We start from the raw sequence: 21,963 nt of genomic DNA, 5'->3' as shown, positions 1-21,963 counted from the left end.
TCACACCTGCGTTTCCGGTGTGTGCACGTGCAGATCCATCCCGTCGGTGAGCTTGACCTGGCAGGACAGCCTGGAGTTGTCCTGGCGGTCGACCGCGGTGCCGTAGAGCATCTCGTCTTCCATGTCGTCCATCGCGGGCAGATCGGCGAACTGGTCCGGTCGGACGAAGACGTGGCAGGTGGCGCACGACAGCGAACCGCCGCACTCGGCGACGATGCCGGCGACTCCGTTGCGCATCGCGACTTCCATCACGGAATCGCCGGCGCTGCCTTCGATCACGCGGGTGTTGCCGTCGTGATCGGTGTAGGTGACTGTGGGCATTGCTGCGCCTCCTAGATGAACTGTCGGCCGCCGTCGACGACGAGGGTCTGGCCGGTGATGTAGTTGCTGTCCGGACCGGCCAGGAACAGTGCGGCTCCGACGACGTCGTCGGGCCGGCTGGCCCGCTTGATCGCGCCGCGGTCGACGCCGTAGTTCTCGGCGTCGTCCATCAGTCCGTAGCTCGCCTCGGTGAGGGTGAAGCCCGGAGCGATGGCGTTGACGGTGATCGACCGCGAACCCAGTTCCTTGGCCATGACCCGGGTCAGTGCGACGACGCCGCCCTTCGAGGCGACGTAGTGCATCCACTGCGCGGAGCCGCTGAGAACCGTTGCGGAGGAAAGGTTCACGACCGATCCGCCCTCGGCGAGGTGCGGGCTGCAGGCCCGGGCGCACATCCACGGGCCCTTGAGGTTCACGGCCATGACGCGGTCCCACTCATCTGGGGCGATCTCCTCGAAGGGGGACCGCGTCACGCCGGCGTAGATCGCGGCGTTGTTCACGAGGACGTCGATGTGGCCGCCGCCGAACTCGGCGACCGCGGCCGCCATCGCGTCGGTGGACTCCACGGACGTGACGTCCACCGGCAGCGACAGCGCCTCGGCCCCGCTCTCGCGGACCAGCCGCGCGGTCTCCTCGGCCCCGCCGGCGTCGATGTCGGCGACGGCCACCCGGTAGCCGCGGTCGGCGAAACCCTGCGCGAAGGCGCGGCCGAGTCCGCCTGCGCCACCGGTGATCAGAACGGTTCTCATGTCACTCACCCAGGATCGTGACGACGCCCTTGGTGCCGTCGACGTGCAGTCGCTGCCCGGTCTCGATCTGGGTCGACGCGGAGCCGGTGCCGGTGACGGCCGGCAGCCCGTACTCGCGACACACGATCGCGGCGTGGCTCATCATGCCGCCGATGTCGGTGACCGTCGCCTTGATCTTGCCGAAGATCGGGCCCCAGGAGGGAGCCGTGACCGGGGCGACGAGGATCTCGCCGTCCTGCACCAGCGAGAGCTCGTCGGAACTGGTGATGACGCGGGCGATCCCCTCCACGACACCCGGCGACGCCGCCATGCCGCGGAGGTGGTCGCCGGACTCGGCGTCGTCGCTGAGCCACTGCTGGACCTGCTCGGTGGTGATGCCGTACAGCATGCTCGTGAACGGCTCGGTGATGAACTCCGGGGGAGTGTTCAGGGCCGGCTCCGGCCGACGGGACTTCAGCGCATCGATGATGCCCCGGCGGCGTTCGATCTCGGCGGGCCAATAGTGCGGTCCCGTCGGTTCCGCGCCGACGGCCCACGCGGTCGCCAGGTCGAACAGGGCCTCGCGCACCTCGCCGCGCTTGAGGTACAGCAGGTCGTCCGGCTCGGGCCAGAACCCTTCGTCGTGCAGCATGCGGGAGAGCTCCCGGACCTTGCGCCAGAACACGCCCATCGTCCAGTGCTCGATGTAGAAGTTGTGGTTCTCCACGTACGGGTACGCGGTGCGGGCCAGTCCGAGCTTGGCGTCGAACGTCTCCCGTGCGTCGTCGTCGAGCAGGTCGCGGTACTCCTCGGCGATCCGCTCGCGCTCGACGGCGAGTTCGGCGACCGGGCGCATGATCTCCTGGCCCGCGTTCAGGCGCCGGATGTAGTCGGCGATGTAGCCGAGCGGCAGTTCCTGGTGCTCGATCCAGTACTTGTCGTGGCCGTAGAACCCGTTGCCGACGGTGAAGTTGAACCACGGATCCTGGGCGCCCTCGTACTGTGCGATCCACTGGGCGCCGTTGTCGGCAGCGGCAATTCGGGCCAGGGTGCCGTCGGGATCGTCGGTGTGGTCGAACAGGCCGTCCAGACCGAGTGCGACGGCCAGCTTCGCGAGGTTCTTCAGCTCGTCGTCGGGCCGGAACAGCTCCATGTCGACGCCCTGGACCATCGTCGCGATCGACTGGTCGGGGATGTTCGGGAACACCTCCTTGCAGAAGCCGAAGAAGTCGAGGTAGGCGATGTAGCCGAGGTTGAGGAACTCGAAGTGGTACTGCCAGTTCTGGTAGCAGAGCTGGATCAGGCGGTCGTAGTTCTCGAGCAGGACCTCGGTGCCGTCCTTGGCGGTCCCCGAGCGGATGTCCTCGATGGAGACCATGTCGGGCAGCTTGGCGAAGGTCAGCGCGTTCATCTCGTCGATCGTCTGCCGAACCTTCTTGTGCCACTGCTCGAGCAGCGAATCCCAGTTCGCGTAGTAGTACGCGGCCCGCTCCTCGAACAGCGGTGCGCGCGTGTCGAACTCCTCCTCGGGCGCGGGAATGGGCGACATGTACAGGTAGCCGAGGTGCATCTTGAACTCGATGCCGTTGGAGTTCGGGATCAGCAGGTGCCGGGTGTTGTACTGGCCCAGGCACTTGACGGCGAACTCGCCGCCGATGGTCTCGAAGGGCTTGAACACCGTGGGCCAGTGCTGGCTGTCGCAGAACCAGAACTTGGCGTCGTCGACGTCCTTGCGGTTCGGCTGGAAGACCATGTTGTACGGGTAGAGCTCCTCCCATCCCTCGGCGCCGGCGGGGACGTCGAGATCGAAGGGGCTCGGAAAGGACTTCATCGTCATGGGGTTCCTCTGGACGGAAGTGGTGCGGGGTGGGTGCTGGACTGGTGCGCGCGGCCGTGGACGGATCAGGCGGTGCGCGGTCCGGCCATGGCGCGGCTGATCGAACTCAGGTCGAGGCCGCGTCGGGCGGGCTTCGGTGTGTCGGGTGTCTTGTCCTGCAAGGGCTTTGCTGACCAGACGGTCTCGGGTCGGGACTGCAGCAGCAGGAGGTTCTCGCCGTCCGGGAGGTCGGCGTCGAGTGCCCACTCGATGTCCTGCGGGCATCCGTAGTGCTTCTCGGCGCGCTTGGCGATCGCGGCGACGGCCTTCAGTTCCGCGTCGCTCAGGCTTCGGCACGTGCGACGGTCGGCGGTGACCTCACGCTCGACGAGCCGGTGCGAGATCGGGTCGGGGATCAGTTCGGCGTGCTTGTCGCCGATCGTCTCGGACACCACGCTCAGCATCACCTTGTCGAGCACGATGTTGTCCGGGGTGACCTGTCCGGAGACCACCATCTCGCCGACGCCGTAGGACGCGTCGACGGTGATCTTGGAGCGATCGCCGTTGGTGGGGTCCATCGTCATCGCGACTCCGGCGACCTTGGCGCTCACCATCTTCTGGACCGCGACGGCCATCGACAGCCCCTCGTCGGGGATGTCGTTCTTGAGCCGGTACGTGATGGCGCGGCTGGTGTAGAGCGACGCCCAGCAGCGGCGGATGTGCTCGAGCACCTCGTCGATCCCGTTGAGCCACAGGTATGTGTCCTGCTGGCCGGCGAAGCTGGCGTCGGGCAGATCCTCCGCGGTCGCGGACGAGCGGACCGCGACCGGCACGGGCTGGTCGAACCGGGACTGCAGCCGCTCGTACGCGTCGACCGTCAGGCGTCGCAGCGGCTCCGGGACGGGCCGGGAGGTGATCGCGTCCCGAATCCGCGCCGAGACCTCGTCCACGCGGGTGACGTCCTCGGGATCGAGGCCCGCGAGCAGGTCCCGGATCTCGTCGGCGATTCCGGCCGCCGCGATGAAGTCGTCGTACAGCAGGGTGGTCAGCGCGAAGCCCGGCGGCACCGGCATCCCGGCCGCCGTCAGCGACACCAGCGAAGCGCACTTGCCGCCCAACCGGTCGTGCTGCGGCTCCTGCGGGCCGTCGAAGAACTGGATGTATCGAGCCGCGGCGGCCTCGGCGCCGTCGGGTGCGTTCGTCGCGGCATCGCCGGGTGCGTCCCAGCGCACGGGCACCGACGTCGGCGCCCGGAACGACAGGTTCTCGCCGAAGGTGATCGCGTCGGGGTCGACGAGTTCGAGGAAGGGCGCCGTCTTCAGCACCTCCTCGACGACGATGCGGGTCTGGAGTTTGGCGAGCATGTTGCCCAGGCAGTAGTGCAGGCCGAAGCCGAAGGCGAGGTGCTCGCGCGCATTGTCCCGAGTGATGTCGAAGGCCTCGGGATCGGCGAATTGTGACTCGTCGCGGTTGGCGGAGCCCATCACCAACAGGATCTCGGCCCCCGCCGCAATCGGGGTGTCGTCGATCATCGTGTCCTCGAGTGCCTTTCGACGCCAAGCGACGATCGAGGGGGAGTAGCGCAGCACCTCCTCGACGGCCTTCGGGATCTTCTTCGGATCCTCCCGCAGTACCTCCCACTGGTCCCGGTGGGCCAGCAGCAGTCGCAGCGTGTTGGAGATCAACGTGGTGGTCGTCTCGTGTCCCGCGAACAGCAGGCTGTAGCAGACCGACGCGATCTCGTGGTCGGTGATCTCCGTGCCCTCCTGCTGGGCGCGGACCAGGTCGGCGACCAGGTTGTCGCCGCCGTGCTCGTGGGCGTGAGAGACCAGCCGCAGGCACTCCTGCCAGTACTCGACCAGGTTGTGGGCGTGTGGAATCTGCTGCTCGTCGCTCAGGTTGCCCCACGTCATGGCGGCGCGCGAGTCCGACCAGCGCTTGTACTGGTCGACCTGACCGGCGTCGGCGCCGATCAACGTCAGGATGGTCACGGTCGGAACGTCGTAGGCGAGGTCGCGCAGCAGGTCGCCCCGGTGGTCCTCGTGCGCGAGCAGGGCCCGCAGCTGGTGATCGACGTTCGCGCGGATGAACGGTTCGAGTGCCTTGTAGCGGCGCGGCGTGAACGCCTTCGAGGTCGCCTTGCGGATCCGGGTGTGCTCGGGTGGCCGGCGGGCCGACAGGCCGGAGTAGGCGGTGAACCCGCCGTCGGCCATGATCTGCCTCGCCTGCGGCCCTCGTTCACGGACCGGCGCCTGCGCGTTCTCGCTGCTGAAGACCTCCCAGTTGTCGAAGACGGCCTTGATGTCCTCGTAGCGGGTGACGACCCAGCAGCCGATCCGCTCGTCGAACATGACGGGTTCCGACGAGCGGAGGCGGGCGTAAGCCGAGAACGGGTCGTTCATGTCGAACGGTTCGTAGCCATGGTGGTCGACGGGACAACCGCCGGTGGCGACGGTGTCGGTCGTCTTCTGCGTCGGCGCGGACATGTTCACTCCTGGACTCGGGGTGTCGGGTGCTCGTTGAGCGCGGTATCTGGGGTACTCGGCGCGGCGGACGACAGTTCGCGAAGCTGCGGTGAGATGTCGATCGACGCGATGGCCGCGAACGCGCGGGCCATCGCTCGGGCCGGTTCGGTACAGAGGTGGTCGTGGGTGCGGGATCCGACCAGTCGGAGTGTTTCGGGTGGGGTGAGCCCGAACCATCGACCGACGGTGGTCAACCCGTGTGGCGTTGTCCGCCACAGCTTGTCGGCGTCCTTGACCACGGCGTCGCTGGGGCTCGTCGCCTCGCGGCGGCTGTCGTGGCCGTCGATGATCGCGGCGATCTCGTCGATCTCCGCCTCGGGTGTGCCGAGGTCGCCGAGGATCGACCGCGCGATCGCGGCGCCCTCGATCTCGTGGACGCGGACCAGTTCCGGATGCTGCGGTTGCGGCGCTATCGCCTCGAGCACCAGTTCCTCGGGTACCGCCGACCAGCCGACGTCGTGGAGCAGGATCGCCGGCAGCGCGATCTCGGGCCGTGCCCCCGGCACCCGGTCGATCAGGACGCGGGCGATCCCGAACGCATACAGGGTGTGAGAGTCGTTGTCCCGCACGCAAAGATAGGGGGCCGCCCGGCGCCAGATGCGATCGTGCACCGGGTCCGTTCCGATCAGGTGGGGGTCGTCCCCGGTGCCGGGAACGTGGGCCCGGATGTCCCGGCCGAGGAGGCCGGTCATGCGGGTGCGCCTATCGGACGGCGCCGGCTGACGGCGGTGCGATCACGGTCTCCTGGATGCCTTGTGCTCGTGGTCTCCATGTCGTCCTCCTTGTGACACGGAACACTCTGACCGCTGGGCGTGGCAGGACCAAGAGAATCCTTCCGATGAACGGAATCAGCCCAGCCAGAAGCTGCGTATTGCCTGTTCGACGGGCTGCGGCAGCGCCTTGAACACCTTCTCGAGACGGGCTCCGGTGCCACGCAGGGGTGGCAGGTACCGGGCCATGTCCGTCGAACGGTTACTCGGGAGCACTGCGCCGATCGCGGCGACGACCTCGTCGTTCGGTGCACGGACCGGGATCGCGACCGAGCACGATCCGAGCGCCATCTCCTCCTGGGTCTTGGCGTAGCCCTGTTCGCGGATGGAGTCGAGTTCGCGCGCCAGGCGTGCCGGTTCGGTGATGGTGAATCGGGAGTGACGTTCCAGGGAGTTGGCGAGGTACGACTCGCGGAACCATGGATCCTGGTATGCCAGAAGTACTTTCCCGACCGCTGTCGGATGCAGCGGTAGGCGGCTGCCGACTCGCGCGAGGCGGGGGACGCGTCGGCTTCCGTAGATGCGATCGACGTAGATCACCTCGGTGCCGCGTCGGACGACGAAGTGGACGGTCTCGTGTGTGAGGTCGAACAGGTCCTGCAGCGGCGGGTGGACGATGTCGCGGAGGCGGACGCCGGCGTTCTGTCCGATCTCCCACAGTCGGATGCCGACCTGGTACCTGCCGTCCGGTACGCGCAGCAGTGCGCCCCACTGCTCGAGTTCGCCGACCAGGCGGTGGACGGTCGTCAGCGGCATGCCCGTTCGGGTCGCGATGTCACTCAACGTGATCGGCCCGGGATCGTCCCCGAACACCTCGAGGATCGCGAGCACCCGCGACGTGGTGCTCCGACCGGCTTCGCGGGGGGTGCCTGCCATGTGGAACCGCCTTCCGACTCTCGTCCCGTTCGTACCCAGATACTGCTCCAGGCGGGCCGATCGGTTCTACATCGGTGCGGTGGGATTCGGTGGGATCGCGTCGGACGCGCGACTCAAGCGCTCTCGTCGCTCAGTGGTCCGAACTGCGGAACCTGCGGCATCGTCGTGACGACGTGGACGGTGGCTTCGGCGGTGAGCGACGTGAGCACCCACGGCACGTCGCTCGGGAACTGCACGAAGTCGCCGGTCGCCAGGTCGGTCAGTTCGTTCGCCGGCCCGGTGCGGACCCGGCCGGCGATGACATAGGCGTGGATGAGCGTCCCGGCCGAGTCGGGTGCGCGGACCAGGGCGTCGACGTCGTCGGTTCCGGCGTTGCGGAGTCGGGTCAGGCTGGTGCGCACGTAGCCGGAGCCGTAGATCTGGTCGAGGACCTTGGTGGAACCGTTGCCCACCCGGTCGACCCACGACCCCTCACCTGTGCGGACCACGAACACCCGGGTTCCCCACTCGGTGACGAGCCGCCGAAGTGGGACGTCGAGCGCCTCGGCGATCGCGTCGATGGTCTCGACTGTGGGATTGCCGACACCCTGCTCGATCTTCGAGAGGGTCTGCTTCGACAGGTTCGCGCGCTTGGCGAGGTCGCCCATGCTCATCTGACGTTCGTTGCGGAATCGCTGCACATTGCGTGCGATCAGCCCGTTGCTGTCCACGGACCCTCCTCTCGATCTGGGTGTCCGGCGCCGCTCAATGCGCTGAATGCTCCACACGATTAAAGCCGAGCTGGACAGGGTGTCACTTTTAATATCAACATCGTCAATCTTGACATGCAAACGCCAGGTGGGCAGACTCGGTCGCGGCGCCTGGTCGCGCCGGAGATGTCCGTTTCGCAGAGTGAAGTGGTAGGGGTCATGGATGTGCAGGAGCTGACCGATCTGTCGCAGCCGAGCTCGGGACGGGACGGTCGCGCGGCCGTGGACAAGGCGATGAGCCTGCTCACCAGCTTCGGCCAGGACGCGCATTCCGGCGTCGGCGTGAGCGAACTCGCCCGGCGGTCCGGGCTGAGCAAGTCGACGGCCTTCCGCATTCTGGGCATGCTCGAGCGCAACCACGCCGTCGAGCGTGTCGGCAGCGACTACCGTCTCGGCGCCGAGCTCCACAATCTCGGCGGCCGGGTGTACGCGCCGCAGCACTCCGTCGTCCGCGACGTCCTGACGCCGTTCCTGGCCGACCTGTACGAGGCCACTCGCCAGACCGTCCATCTCGCGGTGCTGCACGGGGCGGACATCCTCTACATCAACAAGCTCTACGGTCACCGGTCCGTCTCGTCGCCCTCCCGGGTCGGTGGACGCGCGCCGGCGCACTGCACCGCGGTGGGCAAGGCGTTGCTCGCGTACTCGGCCCAGGACGCGGAGCGCCTGATCGGGCCCGAGCTGGTGGCCAGGACCGAACGCACGATCACCGATATCGGCCGACTGCGCGGCGAGCTGTCCCAGGTGCGTCGGGCCGGTGTCGCCTTCGACCGTGAGGAGACTCGCGAGGGTCTCGTGTGTGTCGGCGGCGTCGTCACCGGCGCGGGGTCGCGGCCGATCGCCGCGTTCTCCGTCTCGGGTCAGGCGTCGCGGTACTCACCCGCGAGCGCGGAGCCCGCACTGCGCCGGGTGTGCCTGGCGGCGTCGCGTGCGCTGTCCGCGTCGCAGGTTGCGCTCGCGTCGTAGAGCCGACACCACAACGTCCGGGAAGACCCTGTCCCGGAATCTGATTCAGGCCGAAGGAGCCGTCCATGCCAGTCGCGCTGGTTGCGCTGTCCCACTCACCGCTGATCGGGCTCAACGACCCGGCTCAGCAGGTGCTCGACGAGGTCGATCACGCCGTCGCCGGGGCGCGGAAGTTCATCGAGGAGTTCGATCCCGAGCTCGTGGTGCTGTTCGCGCCCGACCACTACAACGGATTCTTCTACGAGAAGATGCCTCCGTTCGCGATCGCGACGGGTGCGATCGCGGTGGGCGACTTCGGATCTGCCGAGGGCGAGATCCTCGTCGACGCCGAGTCGGCCAACCGGATCGCCGAGGGTGTCCTCGAACGTGACATCGATCTGACGATCTCGGCCCGCATGGTGGTCGACCACGGCTTCGTGCAGCCGCTGGAGATGCTGTTCGGCGGCATCCAGTCGGTCCCGGTCGTGCCGGTGTTCGTCAACGGTGTGGCCGCGCCGCTCGGCCCGGTGCGCCGCATCCGCCAGTTCGGCAAGGCGCTCGGCGAAGCCGCGTCGCTGCTCGACAAGCGCGTGCTGTTCCTGGCGTCCGGCGGTCTGTCGCACGACCCGCCGGTGCCGATCCTCGCGGGCGCACCGCCGCGCGTCGCGGAGGCGCTGATTCTCGGCAACCCGCCCACCCCCGAGCAGCGGGCCCGCGGTGAACAGCGCGTCGTCCAGTCCGGAATCGACTTGGCCGCAGGCACGTCCACGCGCAAGCCTCTGAACCCCGAGTGGGACAACGACGTGCTCGACATCGTCGCGTCCGGTGACCTCGAGCGGTTCGACGGCTGGACCAACGAGTTCTTCGAGGAGCAGGGCGGCGGCTCGTCGCACGAGGTGCGCACATGGATCGCGGCGTACGCGGCGCTCGCGGCATCCGGCTCGTACGAACTGCACTCGCGCTACTACCGGCCCATCCCCGAGTGGGTCGCGGGCTTCGCGGTGACCACGGCGAAGTAACCGGAAAACTCTCGGCGAGGCCGGGTTCCCCACAAGGGAGCCCGGCCTCGCGTCGTTTCGCGGGGCTCTGGACACCGACGGCATGCGGTGCTACCCATGAATCACCAGGCTTCACGGGGAGGAGATGCCATGGTGACCTCTGCTCGGCGGGCGGGATCCGGCGAACCGGTGCTGCTGCTCCACGGTTTCACGCTCTCGCACCACGTGTGGCACCGCGTGGTGGACGATCTTTCAGCCGACTACGACGTCCTGGCGCTCACGATGCCCGGACACTGGGGCGGAGCGCGTCTGCGGTGGCGTGATCTGGGGATCGCGGGGATCGCCGACGGCATCGAACGGGAACTCGACGCGATCGGTTGGGACACCTGCCATGTCGCCGGGAACTCGCTGGGTGGTCAGGTGGCGTTCGAACTGGCGCGTCGGGGCCGTGCCCGGTCCGTTGCCGGGGTGAATCCTGGTGGCGGGTGGAAGCGATACTCCCGCACCGAGTTCCGCACCGGGTTCGGGTTCGTCGCGCAGTTTCCGCTCATGGCCCTCGCCCGCGTGATCGGGGACCGCGCTGCCGCCGGCAGGTTCTTCCAGCGCCCCGTGATCGCGAACTGCAGCCACGACGTCACGGCCGTCGATCCCGACGACGCGACGAATGTCGTTCGCGCCGTGTCGCACTGCACCGTGTATCTGCCGATCCTGCTCGCCTTCCTCCGGGACGGCCCGCTGACCGGACTCGACCGGGTCACGACGCCGACGTCGCTGATCCTGGGCGAGTTCGACACTTTCCTGGCGCGGGACACCTGCATCCAGCGCTTCTTCGACGAACTGTCCGGCGAGGTCGGGGAAATCGTCCTTCCCGGTGTCGGACACATCCCGATGCTCGAGGACCCGGACGTCGTGTCACGCGCGCTGCGCACCCATCTCGAGCGGGTGGTGGGACGCGACGATGTCGCGTGACGCGAGACGCCGGAAGAAGCGGTCTCCACCGCATCCGGAGTCTTCGTTGCCCGTGCGACAGACAAGGTCTCCGACGGATACACCGACATCTACGAGTTCGACGTCTCGGAAGTATTCGCAGGCGACGTCGGTTCCACGACGACGGTGGGCACGCTCGCGAACGGAAACGGTTGCGGGACCGGGTACGAGGTCGGCAAAGAGTACCTGCTCTTCGTGTCGAGGCCGTACGACGTCGATGCGGCCTGGGAAGGCTATTCCTGCGGTCCCTATACCGGGTCGCCGTTCGACATTCGCGCCGTGACGGAGCAGGTCTACGGCGCACCGCATCCGCCCGAAGAGTCTGCGCCCGTGGCCGTGATCGGGACACGGACCGCGGGGACCACCGTTCGCGCTACGCCGATCCTGGCGGTCGCCGGTGTGGTTCTGGTCGGAGCGATGGTGGCGGCCGGTGTCATCGTTCGCCGCCGGAGGTTCGGGGGTACCCGCGGGCGCTGACGAGCGCCGTCGTTTTGTCGGTGGGCGGCAGTAGTATCGAAATCATGTTCGATACCAGGGGTGGGGTCGGAGAACTGGCGGCGGAGGATGTCGCGCGTGACGCGGTGCGGTTCGTCGAGTTGTCCGAGCGGGCGCGCGGATCGAGAACATGCATGCGGCGCGCAAGGTGCTCTTGGCGGGGGAGCTGACACTCTCCGCGCTGGAACGTGATGTCGCATTGCGGGGTGGCGACATTCGCGACTGCGGCAGCGAGGCCATCGCGGAGGTGTCGGTTCGGCTCGGGTGCTCGCACACCATGGCCTCCCATTTCTGCGACCTCGGAGTCGATCTCCGGCTCCGTCTCCCGCGCACCCGAGCTGCGTTCCTGGCCGGCGAACTCGACTATGCCCGAGCCTGGCGGATCCATCGGGAGACCGCCAGGCTTCTCCCGGCCACAGTCGCGCTACTCGAAGCCGAAATCGTCGAATCGGCAAAGTGATTGGCGCCCACAGCGCTCGGCCGCGAGATCAGGGAACTGATCATCCGGGCCAGTCCCGACGAGGCCGACTCCGACCGGGAACTCGCCGACGCCGAGTGCCGTGTCAAGGTTCGCCCTGCAGGGCCCCTGTCGGAATTCACGGCGGTGGTCACCGCCGAGCAGGGGCAGGCTGCGTGGCAACTCGTCTGCGAAATGGCCTAGACCGTCTGCGGCAAGGACCGACGCGGCCGTCAGGCATTGTTCGTCGATGCGTTCATGGCACTGATGCACGGCGAATCAGCACTGCCGTGCACGTGTGAGAAGGCGGACTGCCCCAAGCAGGTGTGGCGTCGATGCCGTCACGCCGGAAGCCGCTCGTGCAGATCCCCGTCGACATCGCGACGCTGCTCGGGCTGACCGCCTCGCCGGCGCACCTGGACGGGCACGGTCCGATCGATCCGAAGCTCGCACAGTTGTTGGCCGAGGACGCGACCTGGCAGGCCAATGCTCACCGAGATGGTCGATCTGGCAACCGAACTCGGGCTGGTCTCCGACGAGGAGCGGGGCCTCGCTACCGATTCCGACTTCGATCGGCCCGACAATCCGGCGCCCCGGCCGGTCCAGCGACGGCGGCCGGACGCCCCCACCGCGACGATGGTGCGCACACGGGACGGGCACTGCCGATTCCCGGGCTGTTCCGTGCCCGCGCCGCGCTGCCAACTCGACCACGTCGTTCCGTTCGATCATCGTCGGCCGTTTGCCGGAGGCTGGACCATCGCGGCGAATCTGCAGTGCCTGTGCCAGTTTCACCACAACCTGAAAACGATGGGCCGTTGCCGCGCCACGATGCTCGGCGGCGGAACCGTGGTGTGGACGAGCCGGTACGGCACCAGGGCGGTCACCCTGCCCGGAGGCGCGTTCGCGCGCGACCCCGAGAACTGGCTGGTGCCGCGGCTCCCGCGCCGTCGACGCGCTGGACGGACTGCGGTCGCTCACCGCGACGTCGAGCCGCCGCCGGTCTGAGAATTGCCGAGCCGTACGTCCGCGATCAGCCCGTGGTGGTCGGAGCCGACGACGTCGATGCGCTCGAGCGACGTGGCCCGCGCGCCTTTGGTGAGGATGTGGTCGATCCCGACGACAGCCGGATAGCGCTTGTCGGTCGGGTACGTCGGCACGACGCCGGCGCCCAATTGGTCCGCCGCGTCGACATACCCGCCACGCCGCAGGTCACGGAACTTGCGGTGCGCGTAGGTGGCGTTGAAGTCGCCGCTGACGATCACGTTCTCGTGTGCGGCTGCCGCCGAATCCATTTCGTCCCGCAACCGCTCGAAGTCCGCGGTCCAGTCGGCCGCCGGTGCGATGTAGGCGGGCACCGGATGAACGTCGTACAGTGCAACCGGCCCGGCGAGCCCGGCATCGACCTCGACGGCGAGATTCGCCAGCGCCATCCCGTCCACCCGGCGCCCCGCCGACAGTGGCAGTCGGCTGTAGATCCCTGCGCCGCCACCACCCGTCACGTGCGGTGCCAGATAGGTGTGCGGCAGGGCATCCTCGAGCCCTGCCGCCCGCAGCGCCGCCACCGACGGCTCCGTCAGCTCCTGGATGGTGAGCACGTCGACGGCCTCATCGCGCACCGTCCGCACCAGCGCCTCCGGATCCGCGGAGCCAACCATGATGTTCGACTGCATCACCCGGATCGACGGACCCTGCGGATCGGGGCCACCGCCCGATGCGCCCCCGACCCACAACGGTCCGAACGCCCACGCACCCAACGCCAGTACCAGTGCGGAAATCCCGAGCAGAATCCACTGCCGGGCCGCGGCGGTGACGACCGCACCGACGATCGTCACCACCAACAGCAACGGAGCCAGCGACGCGGCCACGATGACGACATTGGTGGAAGCTCCCGAACGGAACGCGACGAGCGCGGCCAGGCCGCACGCGATCCCGGCACCACCGACAACCGTCGCCGCCCGGCGAACAGCGATCGAGCCCCTCATCGGATCCCCCCTACGTCGTCGATCGAGACGCCGCAGTTTATCCGTTTCGCCCGGTCCCGTCGGCTGTCGAGAGGCGGGCGTGCGTGAACTGGACCAGCTTCATCGGGCGCAACGCATCCGACCGGTCCCAGAAGCCTGCGGGAACCGAATCAGGCTCGGCGATCGACTGGACGACGGACCACCCGGCCCCCTCCAGCCAGGACCCGAGTTCGGCGAGTGCGGGCGTACACCGCCACGGCTCGCCCTGTGCGCCGACCGCCGCACCCACCGCCCGTGCGTACTCGGCGCCGGCGTCGTCCCGATCGGCCGGCGGCACGATGTGGTCGAACACCAACTCCGACCCCGGTGCGAGTGCACCCAGCGACGCGAACGTCCGCCGCACGGCCTCGGCGTCGAGGTACATCGACACCCCGAGCCACGACACGAACACCGACTCATCCGGGCGCAGCCCCGCACGCACGAGCTCGGGAACCGGGTCGCTCACTGCGAGATCGGCCGGCACCGGCACACCCCGCTCGGGAACACCAGCAGTCTCCAAGAGCGCCGCGCGCCAGGAGAGCACGCCGGGAAGGTCGGCATGCCAGACGTCGCAGCCGTCCGGTGCATGCAGTGCGGACGTGTCGAGGCCGGTGCCCAGGACGACGTACTGACGAATACCGGACGTGTGAAGGGCGCGGCCGGTGTACGCACTGCGGGTGGCGGCCGAGACCCGGGCCGCGGCGAGCACCGGTTCGGCGGGGTGGGCGAGGTGGAAGTCGAGCGGTGACGGGCTGCCGGCGGCTGCGCAGACCCGTCGCGCGGTCTCGTCGACGATCAGATGCGGGGGCGAGTCCACGATCGCGTGCGCGGCTCGGGCGGCGGCTGACATGAGGGCCGATGGGCTCGGCGTAACAGGTGTATTCACCTCAACCAAGTACCAGACCAGCGGTCCCAGGTGGGGGAGGCGCGCCGCAGCGGGGGTCGAAAATGACTGAAGGGCAGCCGGATTCTGACGAATCCGACCACCCTTCGGGCTGGCCCGCTCAGAGGGGGAGGTCGTTCACTGCGGTCGGGGCGTCCGCGACCCAGCCCGGCTCCATGACCAGGAGTGCGAGCTCCGCGATCGCACCCGGCTCCCCGGGGACGTCCACGTCGACGACGTACCGGAAGCCGGCGTCCTCGCCGAGGCCGATCGCGTCCAGGTCACCCGCCGGGACGGGCAGCACGATCCGCCGGCACGCCGGGTTCTCCCGCAGGATCCGTTCCCCGAGGGCACGCAGCGCGCCGGCGTCGCGCAGGCCCTCGGCATCGAGTTCCAGATCGGCGATTCCGGCGGGATAGGCGTACCCCAGGGGCCCGCGCACGGCGAACCGTGCGCGGACCTCGCGGGGAGTTCCACCGTCGTCGACGGTGTACGCCAGCAGCCAGCCCGGCGTGGTCATCGGCTCAGCGAACCGTGGCCGGCGGCCGCGAGCTTGCGCAGTGAGACCTTGTCGAGCTTTCCGGAACCGTTGCGCGGCAACGAATCCAGAACCAGGATCTCCTTGGGCAGCTTGTACCGGGCGAGGCGCTCGCCGGTGAACTCGCGGATCTCCTCGAGCGTCGGATCGGCCTCGGTCGAGACGACCAGGACTGCGACGACGATCTCGCCCCACTTGGGATCCGGTGCGCCGACGACGGCCGCGTCCGTGACACCCGGGAACTCGACGAGCACCCGCTCGACCTCGGCCGGGTAGATGTTCTCGCCGCCCGAGATGATCATGTCCTTGATGCGGTCGACGATGTAGAGGAAACCCTCCTCGTCGAGGCAGCCCAGATCGCCCGAGTGGAACCAGTTCTCGGCGTCGAACGCGGCGTCGGTGGCCTGCTGGTTGGCCCAGTACCCGGGGGTGACGTTCGGACCGCGCACGCAGATCTCACCGGCCGCGTTGGGCTCGGTGAGCGTCGCACCGGTCACCGGATCGACGATCTTGATCTCGGTGAACGGCATCGGCAGGCCCGCCGACGACGCCCGCTCGAGCGTGCGCTCGGGCGGCAGCGACGTTGCGAACGGCGCGGTCTCGGTCAGGCCCCACGCCTGCTGCAGCGCGACGCCGTGGTGGCCGTAGTCCTTGACCAGGCTCGGCGGCACGGGCGCGCCCGCGACGATGGCCGAGCGCAGCTGCGACAGATCCGCGTTTGCGAACTCCGGCAACTGGGCGATCGCGGAGAACATCGCCGGCACCGCGAAGATGGTGTTGACCTTGTACTCAACCAGGTCCGCGAGCGTGCGGGCCGGGTCGAACGTGCGACGCACCAGCGTCGCCCCGCCGCGCGCGAGGCTGCGCAGCGTGAACGAGTTGAGGCACCCGATGTGGAACAGCGGGGCCACCGCCAGGTTGATGTCGCGGCGGCTGGTGTCGACCACCGAGTCCACGTTGAACGAGTTCCACCAGATGTTGCCGTGCGTGAGCATGACGCCCTTGGGGCGCCCGGTGGTGCCCGACGTGTACATCAGCGCGGCCAGATCGTCCGCGAAGCGGGGGATCGGCGTCAGCTCGACCCCCTGGTCTGCCCCGCGCGCGAGCGCCGCCGTCAGACGCTCCCACAGCTCGGCGGGCTCACCCGCCAGCGGCACCGCGTCGTCGTTGTCGACCGCGAACATCCGCGCCGGCAGGACGGACGGATCGATCTCGTCCACCACGGGCATGTGACCGGGCTCGACGATCAGAACACGCGGTCCGAAATCGCCCAGCTGGTAGGCGATCTCGGCAGCGGCGAGACGGAAGTTGATCGGCACGAACACCGCGCCCACCCACGCCGACGCCAGGTACGTCACGAGGAAGGTCGGGCTGTTGAGGCCGAGGTAGGCCACCCGATCACCCTTGCGGACGCCCGACGCGTGCAGGGCGAGGGCCATCGCGTGCACGCGCTCGGTGAGCGTGCGGTAGTCGATCGTGTGGCCCTCGTACATCAGCGCCGTGTTGGCGCCGTGCAGCCGCCCGAGCGACTGCAGTGCACGGGCGGGGCTGATGTTCACAGGGGTCTTCTCGGTGCTCACAGATCGTCTCCGCCCGCTGCGGTGCGGAACCCGCGCGCGGCGATACCGCCGTCGACGGGAATGATCGCACCGGTGATGTTGGAACTGTTGGCCGACGAGGCCAGCAGCACGTACGGCGCCGTGAAGTCGGCAGGGTCGACACTCGCGTCGTGCAACGGCAGCAGCGGGTTGTCACCCGTAGCGGTGCTGCGCGCGAACGAAGCCTCGATCGAACGGTCGGCCAGCCCCATCGACTCCGGGCCGCGCAGGTCGGTGCGCATGCCGCCGGCCGCGACACCGTTGACGCGAACCTTCGGAGCCAGCTCGTAGGCCAGTTCGAGCACCAGTCCGCGGCAGGCGTGCTTGCTCGCGGTGTACAGCGGACCGCCTCCGTTCGGGTAGAAGGCCGAGTTCGACAACGTCATCACGACACTGCCGCGGGTCTTGACCAGCTCCCGCCACGCGGCCTCGACGGCCAGCAGATAGCCCTTGACGTTGATGGCGAACAGTTCGTCGAACGCCGCCGACAACGACTCACCGTCGAGCCGGGTGATGGAACGCTGGTAGTCCCAGATGCCGGCATTGGGCACCAGGGTGTCGAGTTTACCGAAGCGCGAGACGGCCTCGGAGACCGCGCGATGCTGGTCGGCGGTGGAACGGACGTCCGCCTCCACCGTGTGGACCCGGTCGGCGCGGTCACCGGCCGCCTCCACCAGCTCGGTCAGCTTCGCCGGGTCGCGGTCGGCGACGACCACCGACGCACCCTCGTCGAGGAACCGCTCGGCGACGGCCCGGCCCAGTCCGGAGCCGCCGCCGGTGATGAGGGCGACGTTGCCCTCGAGCCAGCCGGTCACTGATCCTCCGAACACTCGGCCAGGAAGTCGGTGACGAGGCGCTCGAACTCCTTCTGACGCTCGACCTGCACCCAGTGGCCGCACCTGCTGAACGCGTGCAGCTGCACGTTCGGGATCTGCTTGAGCATCAACTGCGAGCCCTCGAACGTGATGGTGCGGTCGTCGGTGCCCCACAGCAGCAGCGTCGGAGCCTTGATCTTGTGGGCGTCACGCCACAGCGGATCCATGCCGTGCCGGCGCGCGAACGCGGCGTTGTAGCGGTGGTAGAACTCGATGTGGCTCTCGTCCAGCGACGCCTCGTAGCGGGCCTGGATGTTCGCGTCGTCGAACTGCTTGGGATCGGCGACCATGGTGCGGACGAAGTCCTTCATCTTCTTCACGGTCGGGCCGCCACCGTTGTAGTAGCGGAACATCGCCTTCTGGCCCTCGGTCGGCGTCGGACCGAACGGCAGCCAGCCGCCACCCGGCGCCATCAGCACCAGCCGCGTGACCCGCTGCGGGATCGCCAGCGCGAGCGCGATCGCGGCGGCGCCACCGAGGCTGTTGCCCATCAGGTGGAACTCCTCGATGCCCATCGCATCCAGCGTCTGGATCAGCGCGTCGACGGTGATCTGCGTGATGCTGCGCTCCTGGAGGTCCTCCTCCGTGGGGCGGTAGCTGCCGCCGAAGCCCGGCTGGTCCGGCAGCACGACGCGGAAGTGCGGCGTCAGGGCCGGCAGGTTCTGGCTGTAGTTGGCGATCGCCGACGCGCCCGGACCGCCGCCGTGCAGCATCACCAGGACGGGGCCGCTGCCGGCCTCGCTCACCTTGATGGTGCCGAGCGAGGTCTCGACCTCGCGGGTGGTCAGGGCAGTCTCCGCCGCTGCATTCGTTGTCACTGTTCACGCGCTCCTGTGTCTGGGAAGAGTCGGTGGCTGGGGCGATCAGAAGAAGGTGCTGATGTTCTTGGCCAGCAGCACGTTCTGGTCGAGCAGGATCTTGCGGCGGGCGACCACCAGGTTGCCGTCGGGGGTCTCGCGGAGGATGTCCTCGCGACCGCCGGAGTAGATGTCGACCTCACGCTCGAGCCGATTGCGGTAGACGATGAAGTTCGATCGGGCGTACCACTGGCCGATCTCGCGCTCGTCCTCGTCGGCGTGCCGCACGACGACGTTGCTCACCAGGTGCCGGGTGCGCGACGGCGGATCCTCCGCCCACGCCATGCCGGAGTCGAAGCGCCGGATGCGCCACGCCAGGCTCGCGCGGGTCTCGTCGTAGAAGGCGGCCTCGCCGCACGCCGCGACGGCGAGTGACTGCTGGCGCCGCAGCCGGTTGGTCCGGGTGGGGGCCCAGTAGTGCAGATCCTCCGCGAGCAGGTCGAGCCAGTCGGTGAATCGGCCGTCGTCGATCAGTTCCGCTTCGTGGAAGTACAGCTGCTGCACCCGGAAGTGGGTGTCGGCGTCGGCGAGGGCCCGCTGGGCGGAGCCGGCCGAGGTGGTGTCGGTTGCCATGAGTCACTCATCCTTTGGCGAGCTTGCGCAGGTTCACGGTCGGGTCGGCCAGGGCGGCCGGATCGACGGGAAGAGCGCGGTCGATGATGATGCGCGCGGCCCGCACGGCCGGGCCGGCGTCGATGAACGCGGCGCCGACCAGGGCGTTGCCCCGGACGCGGAATGCCATCTGCGGGCGGGCGGGATCGTCGGAAGCAGGCCGGATCACGGTCTCGCCCTCGGCGGTCATCGATCCGACGCCCTGCACGTGGATGCCGTGCCGGTCGGACCAGAACCAGCCAGCGCACTCGGGTTCGGGTTCCTGCCCCAGCACGCGAGCAGCGACCGCGCGTCCGCTCAGTTGTGCGGCCTCCCAGTGCTCTTCGCGGCGGTGCAGCGTGCCGTCGGTGTCGCGTCGACGCGCGACGTCACCGGCCGCGTACACCGCCGGGTGGCTGGTGCGCAGGTTCTCGTCGACCAGGATGCCGCCGTCGACGTCGAGGCCGGCGGTCTCCGCCAGTTCGGTCGACGGGATCGAGCCGATACCCACCAGCACCACGTCGGCAGGCAGTTCCGCGCCGGTCGTCAGCACGACGGTCGCGGCGGCGCCGCTCTCACGGATCTCCGTGACACCGGCCGTGTGCACCGCGATGCCGTGCTCGGCGTGCTGGTCGTGCAGGTACCGCGCCATCTCGGGACCGACCGCGGGCACGATCGGCGGATCGAGCGGATCGACGATCGTCACCGTCGCGCCGAGTTGCAGTGCGGCCGAAGCGGTCTCGGCGCCGATCAGACCCGCCCCGACGACCACCAGGCGCGCACCCGGCACCAGCCGGGCCTTGAGCGCGTGGGCGTCGTCGATCGTGCGGAGCAGGTGCACCTGCGGCAGGTCGCCGCCCGGAACCGGCAGCGGTCGGGCGCCGGCGCCGGTGGTCAGGATCGTGACGTTCGCGTCCAGGCGCGAGCCGTCGGCGAGTTCGACGACGCCCTCGTCCGGCTTCAGCGCCGTCACCGGAACCCCGGTGCGCAGCGTGATCCGCTGCGTGGCATACCAATCCGGCTTCGCCAGGGCGAGATCGGACTCGTCGGCGGTGCCGAACATGAACGCCTTCGACAGCGGCGGGCGGTCGTACGGTGCGGGTCCGCCGTCCACGAGGGTGATCGTGCCCTCGAAGCCGCGGACCCGCAGCTCGCCGGCGGCGCTGACGCCGGCCAGCCCGCCGCCGACCACGACGATGTGTTCGGGAGTGCGCTCGAGTGTGCTCATGGACGCGTCACTCCGCGGCGGCGGACTGGCCGGGGTACAGCCAGATCTCGTCGCCCTCGACCTCGACCTTGTGCGCAGCGACGTCCTCGGTCGCCGGCATCGAGAGCACCGCGCCGGTGCGCAGGCAGAACTTGCCCGAGTGCAGCGGGCACTCGACCTGACCGCCCTCGATCCAGCCGTCCGCCAGGGACGCCTCTCCGTGGCTGCAGCGGTCGTTGAGCGCGAAGTACTCGCCGTCGTCGTGGAAGACCGCGATCGGCTCGCCCGTGCCGGTCTGCTCGGCGTCGACGACCAGCGCCTCGCCGTCCTCGATGTCGCCGACTGCGCCGACCTTGATCTTGGTGGTGGTCTCGCTCACTTCGCGCCCTTTTCGTGCCATGCCGGTGTGTTCATCAGTTCTGCCCAGCGCCGGTAGAAACCGCGGCCGGCGGCGTCGCTGTACAGCTCGGTCGTCTTGCCGGGGTAGACGCCGTCCTCGCGCTCGCTGCCCAGGCCCATCTGGTAGTTGAGCGGCACACTGTTGGTGATGAAACCGCCTGCGATGGACTGGCACTCGCTCCAGTTCTCTCCGTCGTCCTGCTCGAAGATGCCGCTGGGACCGAAGGTGCGCAGGTTGTAGAGACGCTGGGCCTCACGCACGTCCTCGGGCATCGACTTGTCGACGATCGTCCACGCCCAGACCTCCATCTTGTCCGGTCCCTTGGGGTGCCAGACGCGGATGCTGCCGTTGACCGGCAGGTACGAGAAGTTCGGGAAGACGGTGGCGTGACCGGTGGTCAGTGGGCCCTCGACGCGCTCGTCGCCGAGGCGTTCACGCAGGGCGTCGTAGTCGTAGAACTCGTGCACCGGCTGCGCGTCGAAGCGGCTGCGCGGGTGGGTCGGGAAGCCGGCGCCGTGACCGAGCGGATCGGAGAACTGACGGCCGGGGGTGTTGGCGATCTCCGGCTTGGGCCCGCGGCCGGTGGGGGAGAGCACCATCAGCGCCGACGCGTGCGACATGTTGACGTGGTACCAGTCGGTGGCGAATTGTTCGGCAGCCAGCTTCCAGTTGCCGTCGAGCACCCACTTGTGGATGCCGCCGACGGCGACCGTGCCCTCGGGATCGCGATCGAGCATCGCGTCCATGTAGTAGGCCATGCCGCCGAGTGCTTCCTTCAGCGACGGCGCGGCGGGATTCCAGGTCGCAAAGATCAGCCCGTGGTAGGTGTCGAGCTGGGCGACCTCGACCAGGCCCCAGTCCTTCTTGTCGAAGGAATCCGGGTAGCCCGCCTCGTTGGGGACACTCACCAGCTGTCCGGCGGTGTCGAAGCTCCAGCCGTGGTAGGTGCAGGTGAAGTTCTTGGTGGCACCGAAGTCGGCGCGGCACACGCGGGCGCCGCGGTGGCGGCACGAGTTGAGGAACGCGCGGATCTTGCGGTCCTTGCCCATCGTCACGATGACCGGGTCCTCACCCATGTAGGTGGTGAGGAACTCGCCCGGCTTCGAGATCTGGGAGATGTGGCCCAGGAACAGCCAGCTGGGCGCGAAGATGCGGCGCAGCTCCTGCTGGTAGATGGCGTGGTCGGTGAAGACCGCGCGATCGACATAGCCGTTCTCGCTGTCCACCATCGTCGACACGTCGACGAACCGGGTGAGGGCGGCCGGCCTCTGGATCGAGCCCGTGATCGGGCTTCCTCCATCGGAGGTACACATGTGTCGTCTCCCTTGATCTAGCGGACGGTGACGT

24 protein-coding genes and 1 pseudogene are annotated in these 21,963 nt (G+C 68.6%); 7 read left to right on the top strand and 18 right to left on the bottom strand.

Translation table 11 applies throughout. From position 1 onward, the window contains the following. The 8 genes and pseudogenes from ACQ5DX_RS17040 to ACQ5DX_RS17005 form a co-directional block, all read right to left on the bottom strand. A complete protein-coding gene (locus ACQ5DX_RS17040) occupies positions 1-321 on the bottom strand; it encodes a 2Fe-2S iron-sulfur cluster-binding protein (RefSeq protein WP_430333708.1) in 321 nt (106 codons plus the stop codon). Between the two features lie 11 nt (positions 322-332). Further along, the gene (locus ACQ5DX_RS17035) at positions 333-1,079 is read right to left on the bottom strand and encodes an SDR family NAD(P)-dependent oxidoreductase (protein ID WP_430333707.1); all 747 of its coding nucleotides are present in this window, start codon (positions 1,077-1,079) and stop codon (positions 333-335) included. Then, positions 1,072-2,886: a PEP-utilizing enzyme gene (locus ACQ5DX_RS17030; RefSeq protein ID WP_430333706.1), complete on the bottom strand. Its 1,815-nt coding sequence runs from the start codon at positions 2,884-2,886 to the stop codon at positions 1,072-1,074. The genes ACQ5DX_RS17035 and ACQ5DX_RS17030 overlap by 8 nt, the downstream gene beginning before the upstream one ends. Positions 2,887-2,951: 65 nt before the next feature. Next, entirely contained in the window at positions 2,952-4,025 is a 1,074-nt protein-coding gene (locus tag ACQ5DX_RS17025) for a PEP/pyruvate-binding domain-containing protein (RefSeq protein ID WP_430335716.1), read from the bottom strand. 57 nt (positions 4,026-4,082) lie between these two features. Beyond that, positions 4,083-5,351, bottom strand: a pseudogene (locus tag ACQ5DX_RS17020) (cytochrome P450); the annotation flags it as partial. Between the two features lie 2 nt (positions 5,352-5,353). Continuing rightward, the gene (locus tag ACQ5DX_RS17015) at positions 5,354-6,082 is read right to left on the bottom strand and encodes an HD domain-containing protein (protein ID WP_430333705.1); all 729 of its coding nucleotides are present in this window, start codon (positions 6,080-6,082) and stop codon (positions 5,354-5,356) included. A gap of 156 nt (positions 6,083-6,238) precedes the next feature. Then, positions 6,239-7,036, bottom strand: a complete 798-nt coding sequence (locus ACQ5DX_RS17010) for an IclR family transcriptional regulator (protein WP_430333704.1) — start codon at positions 7,034-7,036, stop codon at positions 6,239-6,241. A gap of 113 nt (positions 7,037-7,149) precedes the next feature. Further along, positions 7,150-7,746 (bottom strand): helix-turn-helix domain-containing protein, encoded by a 597-nt coding sequence (locus ACQ5DX_RS17005; protein ID WP_430333703.1) that lies wholly within the window; start codon positions 7,744-7,746, stop codon positions 7,150-7,152. A gap of 198 nt (positions 7,747-7,944) precedes the next feature. Between ACQ5DX_RS17005 and ACQ5DX_RS17000 the strand changes: the two genes are divergently transcribed. From ACQ5DX_RS17000 to ACQ5DX_RS16970, 7 genes are all read left to right on the top strand, one after another. After that, entirely contained in the window at positions 7,945-8,751 is an 807-nt protein-coding gene (locus ACQ5DX_RS17000; protein ID WP_430333702.1) for an IclR family transcriptional regulator, read from the top strand. Positions 8,752-8,816: 65 nt separating this feature from the next. Beyond that, positions 8,817-9,749: a 3-carboxyethylcatechol 2,3-dioxygenase gene (locus ACQ5DX_RS16995; RefSeq protein ID WP_430333701.1), complete on the top strand. Its 933-nt coding sequence runs from the start codon at positions 8,817-8,819 to the stop codon at positions 9,747-9,749. A 129-nt stretch (positions 9,750-9,878) separates the two neighbouring features. Beyond that, positions 9,879-10,697, top strand: a complete 819-nt coding sequence (locus ACQ5DX_RS16990) for an alpha/beta fold hydrolase (RefSeq protein WP_430333700.1) — start codon at positions 9,879-9,881, stop codon at positions 10,695-10,697. 144 nt (positions 10,698-10,841) lie between these two features. Then, positions 10,842-11,192: a hypothetical protein gene (locus ACQ5DX_RS16985; RefSeq protein WP_430333699.1), complete on the top strand. Its 351-nt coding sequence runs from the start codon at positions 10,842-10,844 to the stop codon at positions 11,190-11,192. Positions 11,193-11,331: 139 nt separating this feature from the next. Continuing rightward, complete coding sequence (locus ACQ5DX_RS16980; RefSeq protein ID WP_430335715.1) at positions 11,332-11,670, top strand: DUF222 domain-containing protein; 339 nt, start codon at positions 11,332-11,334, stop codon at positions 11,668-11,670. Next, complete coding sequence (locus ACQ5DX_RS16975) at positions 11,671-11,871, top strand: hypothetical protein (RefSeq protein WP_430333698.1); 201 nt, start codon at positions 11,671-11,673, stop codon at positions 11,869-11,871. Between the two features lie 294 nt (positions 11,872-12,165). Further along, positions 12,166-12,672 (top strand): HNH endonuclease signature motif containing protein, encoded by a 507-nt coding sequence (locus ACQ5DX_RS16970; RefSeq protein WP_430333697.1) that lies wholly within the window; start codon positions 12,166-12,168, stop codon positions 12,670-12,672. On the opposite strand, the gene ACQ5DX_RS16965 is transcribed toward ACQ5DX_RS16970, so the two are convergent. The 10 genes from ACQ5DX_RS16965 to ACQ5DX_RS16920 form a co-directional block, all read right to left on the bottom strand. Then, positions 12,642-13,649, bottom strand: a complete 1,008-nt coding sequence (locus ACQ5DX_RS16965) for an endonuclease/exonuclease/phosphatase family protein (RefSeq protein WP_430333696.1) — start codon at positions 13,647-13,649, stop codon at positions 12,642-12,644. The two genes, ACQ5DX_RS16970 and ACQ5DX_RS16965, sit on opposite strands and share 31 nt — an antisense overlap. A 37-nt stretch (positions 13,650-13,686) precedes the next feature. Further along, positions 13,687-14,517, bottom strand: coding sequence for a class I SAM-dependent methyltransferase (locus tag ACQ5DX_RS16960; protein WP_430333695.1), 831 nt, complete (start codon positions 14,515-14,517; stop codon positions 13,687-13,689). Positions 14,518-14,671: 154 nt separating this feature from the next. Continuing rightward, positions 14,672-15,070, bottom strand: a complete 399-nt coding sequence (locus ACQ5DX_RS16955; protein WP_430333694.1) for a hypothetical protein — start codon at positions 15,068-15,070, stop codon at positions 14,672-14,674. Then, entirely contained in the window at positions 15,067-16,668 is a 1,602-nt protein-coding gene (locus ACQ5DX_RS16950; RefSeq protein WP_430333693.1) for an acyl-CoA synthetase, read from the bottom strand. The genes ACQ5DX_RS16955 and ACQ5DX_RS16950 overlap by 4 nt, the downstream gene beginning before the upstream one ends. Continuing rightward, positions 16,665-17,501, bottom strand: a complete 837-nt coding sequence (hcaB, locus tag ACQ5DX_RS16945) for a 3-(cis-5,6-dihydroxycyclohexa-1,3-dien-1-yl)propanoate dehydrogenase (protein WP_430333692.1) — start codon at positions 17,499-17,501, stop codon at positions 16,665-16,667. Before hcaB ends, ACQ5DX_RS16950 begins: the two co-directional genes overlap by 4 nt. After that, positions 17,498-18,379, bottom strand: coding sequence for an alpha/beta fold hydrolase (locus ACQ5DX_RS16940; RefSeq protein WP_430333691.1), 882 nt, complete (start codon positions 18,377-18,379; stop codon positions 17,498-17,500). Before ACQ5DX_RS16940 ends, hcaB begins: the two co-directional genes overlap by 4 nt. 45 nt (positions 18,380-18,424) lie before the next feature. Further along, positions 18,425-18,991: an aromatic-ring-hydroxylating dioxygenase subunit beta gene (locus ACQ5DX_RS16935; protein WP_430333690.1), complete on the bottom strand. Its 567-nt coding sequence runs from the start codon at positions 18,989-18,991 to the stop codon at positions 18,425-18,427. Positions 18,992-18,998: 7 nt separating this feature from the next. Beyond that, the gene (locus ACQ5DX_RS16930; RefSeq protein WP_430333689.1) at positions 18,999-20,237 is read right to left on the bottom strand and encodes an NAD(P)/FAD-dependent oxidoreductase; all 1,239 of its coding nucleotides are present in this window, start codon (positions 20,235-20,237) and stop codon (positions 18,999-19,001) included. Positions 20,238-20,244: 7 nt separating this feature from the next. After that, positions 20,245-20,595, bottom strand: a complete 351-nt coding sequence (locus tag ACQ5DX_RS16925) for a bifunctional 3-phenylpropionate/cinnamic acid dioxygenase ferredoxin subunit (RefSeq protein WP_430333688.1) — start codon at positions 20,593-20,595, stop codon at positions 20,245-20,247. Continuing rightward, entirely contained in the window at positions 20,592-21,929 is a 1,338-nt protein-coding gene (locus tag ACQ5DX_RS16920) for an aromatic ring-hydroxylating dioxygenase subunit alpha (protein ID WP_430333687.1), read from the bottom strand. Before ACQ5DX_RS16920 ends, ACQ5DX_RS16925 begins: the two co-directional genes overlap by 4 nt. Positions 21,930-21,963 lie beyond the last annotated feature (34 nt).

Origin of the sequence: Rhodococcus sp. ACT016 (assembly GCF_050477185.1) — a bacterium.
Classification (GTDB): domain Bacteria; phylum Actinomycetota; class Actinomycetes; order Mycobacteriales; family Mycobacteriaceae; genus Prescottella.
Note: the sequence above shows the minus strand (reverse complement) of the source record. Positions and strands in the feature narration are given on the sequence as shown.

Coding starts and splice junctions, on each gene's coding strand:
- ACQ5DX_RS17040 (WP_430333708.1), bottom strand. CDS start 321: ATGCCCACAGTCACCTACACCGATCACGACGGCAACACCCGCGTGATC.
- ACQ5DX_RS17010 (WP_430333704.1), bottom strand. CDS start 7,036: ATGGCAGGCACCCCCCGCGAAGCCGGTCGGAGCACCACGTCGCGGGTG.
- ACQ5DX_RS16935 (WP_430333690.1), bottom strand. CDS start 18,991: ATGGCAACCGACACCACCTCGGCCGGCTCCGCCCAGCGGGCCCTCGCC.
- ACQ5DX_RS16930 (WP_430333689.1), bottom strand. CDS start 20,237: ATGAGCACACTCGAGCGCACTCCCGAACACATCGTCGTGGTCGGCGGC.
- ACQ5DX_RS16920 (WP_430333687.1), bottom strand. CDS start 21,929: ATGTGTACCTCCGATGGAGGAAGCCCGATCACGGGCTCGATCCAGAGG.
- ACQ5DX_RS16955 (WP_430333694.1), bottom strand. CDS start 15,070: ATGACCACGCCGGGCTGGCTGCTGGCGTACACCGTCGACGACGGTGGA.
- ACQ5DX_RS17030 (WP_430333706.1), bottom strand. CDS start 2,886: ATGACGATGAAGTCCTTTCCGAGCCCCTTCGATCTCGACGTCCCCGCC.
- ACQ5DX_RS16990 (WP_430333700.1), top strand. CDS start 9,879: ATGGTGACCTCTGCTCGGCGGGCGGGATCCGGCGAACCGGTGCTGCTG.
- ACQ5DX_RS17015 (WP_430333705.1), bottom strand. CDS start 6,082: ATGACCGGCCTCCTCGGCCGGGACATCCGGGCCCACGTTCCCGGCACC.
- ACQ5DX_RS16960 (WP_430333695.1), bottom strand. CDS start 14,517: ATGTCAGCCGCCGCCCGAGCCGCGCACGCGATCGTGGACTCGCCCCCG.
- ACQ5DX_RS16995 (WP_430333701.1), top strand. CDS start 8,817: ATGCCAGTCGCGCTGGTTGCGCTGTCCCACTCACCGCTGATCGGGCTC.
- ACQ5DX_RS16965 (WP_430333696.1), bottom strand. CDS start 13,649: ATGAGGGGCTCGATCGCTGTTCGCCGGGCGGCGACGGTTGTCGGTGGT.
- ACQ5DX_RS17000 (WP_430333702.1), top strand. CDS start 7,945: ATGGATGTGCAGGAGCTGACCGATCTGTCGCAGCCGAGCTCGGGACGG.
- ACQ5DX_RS16970 (WP_430333697.1), top strand. CDS start 12,166: ATGGTCGATCTGGCAACCGAACTCGGGCTGGTCTCCGACGAGGAGCGG.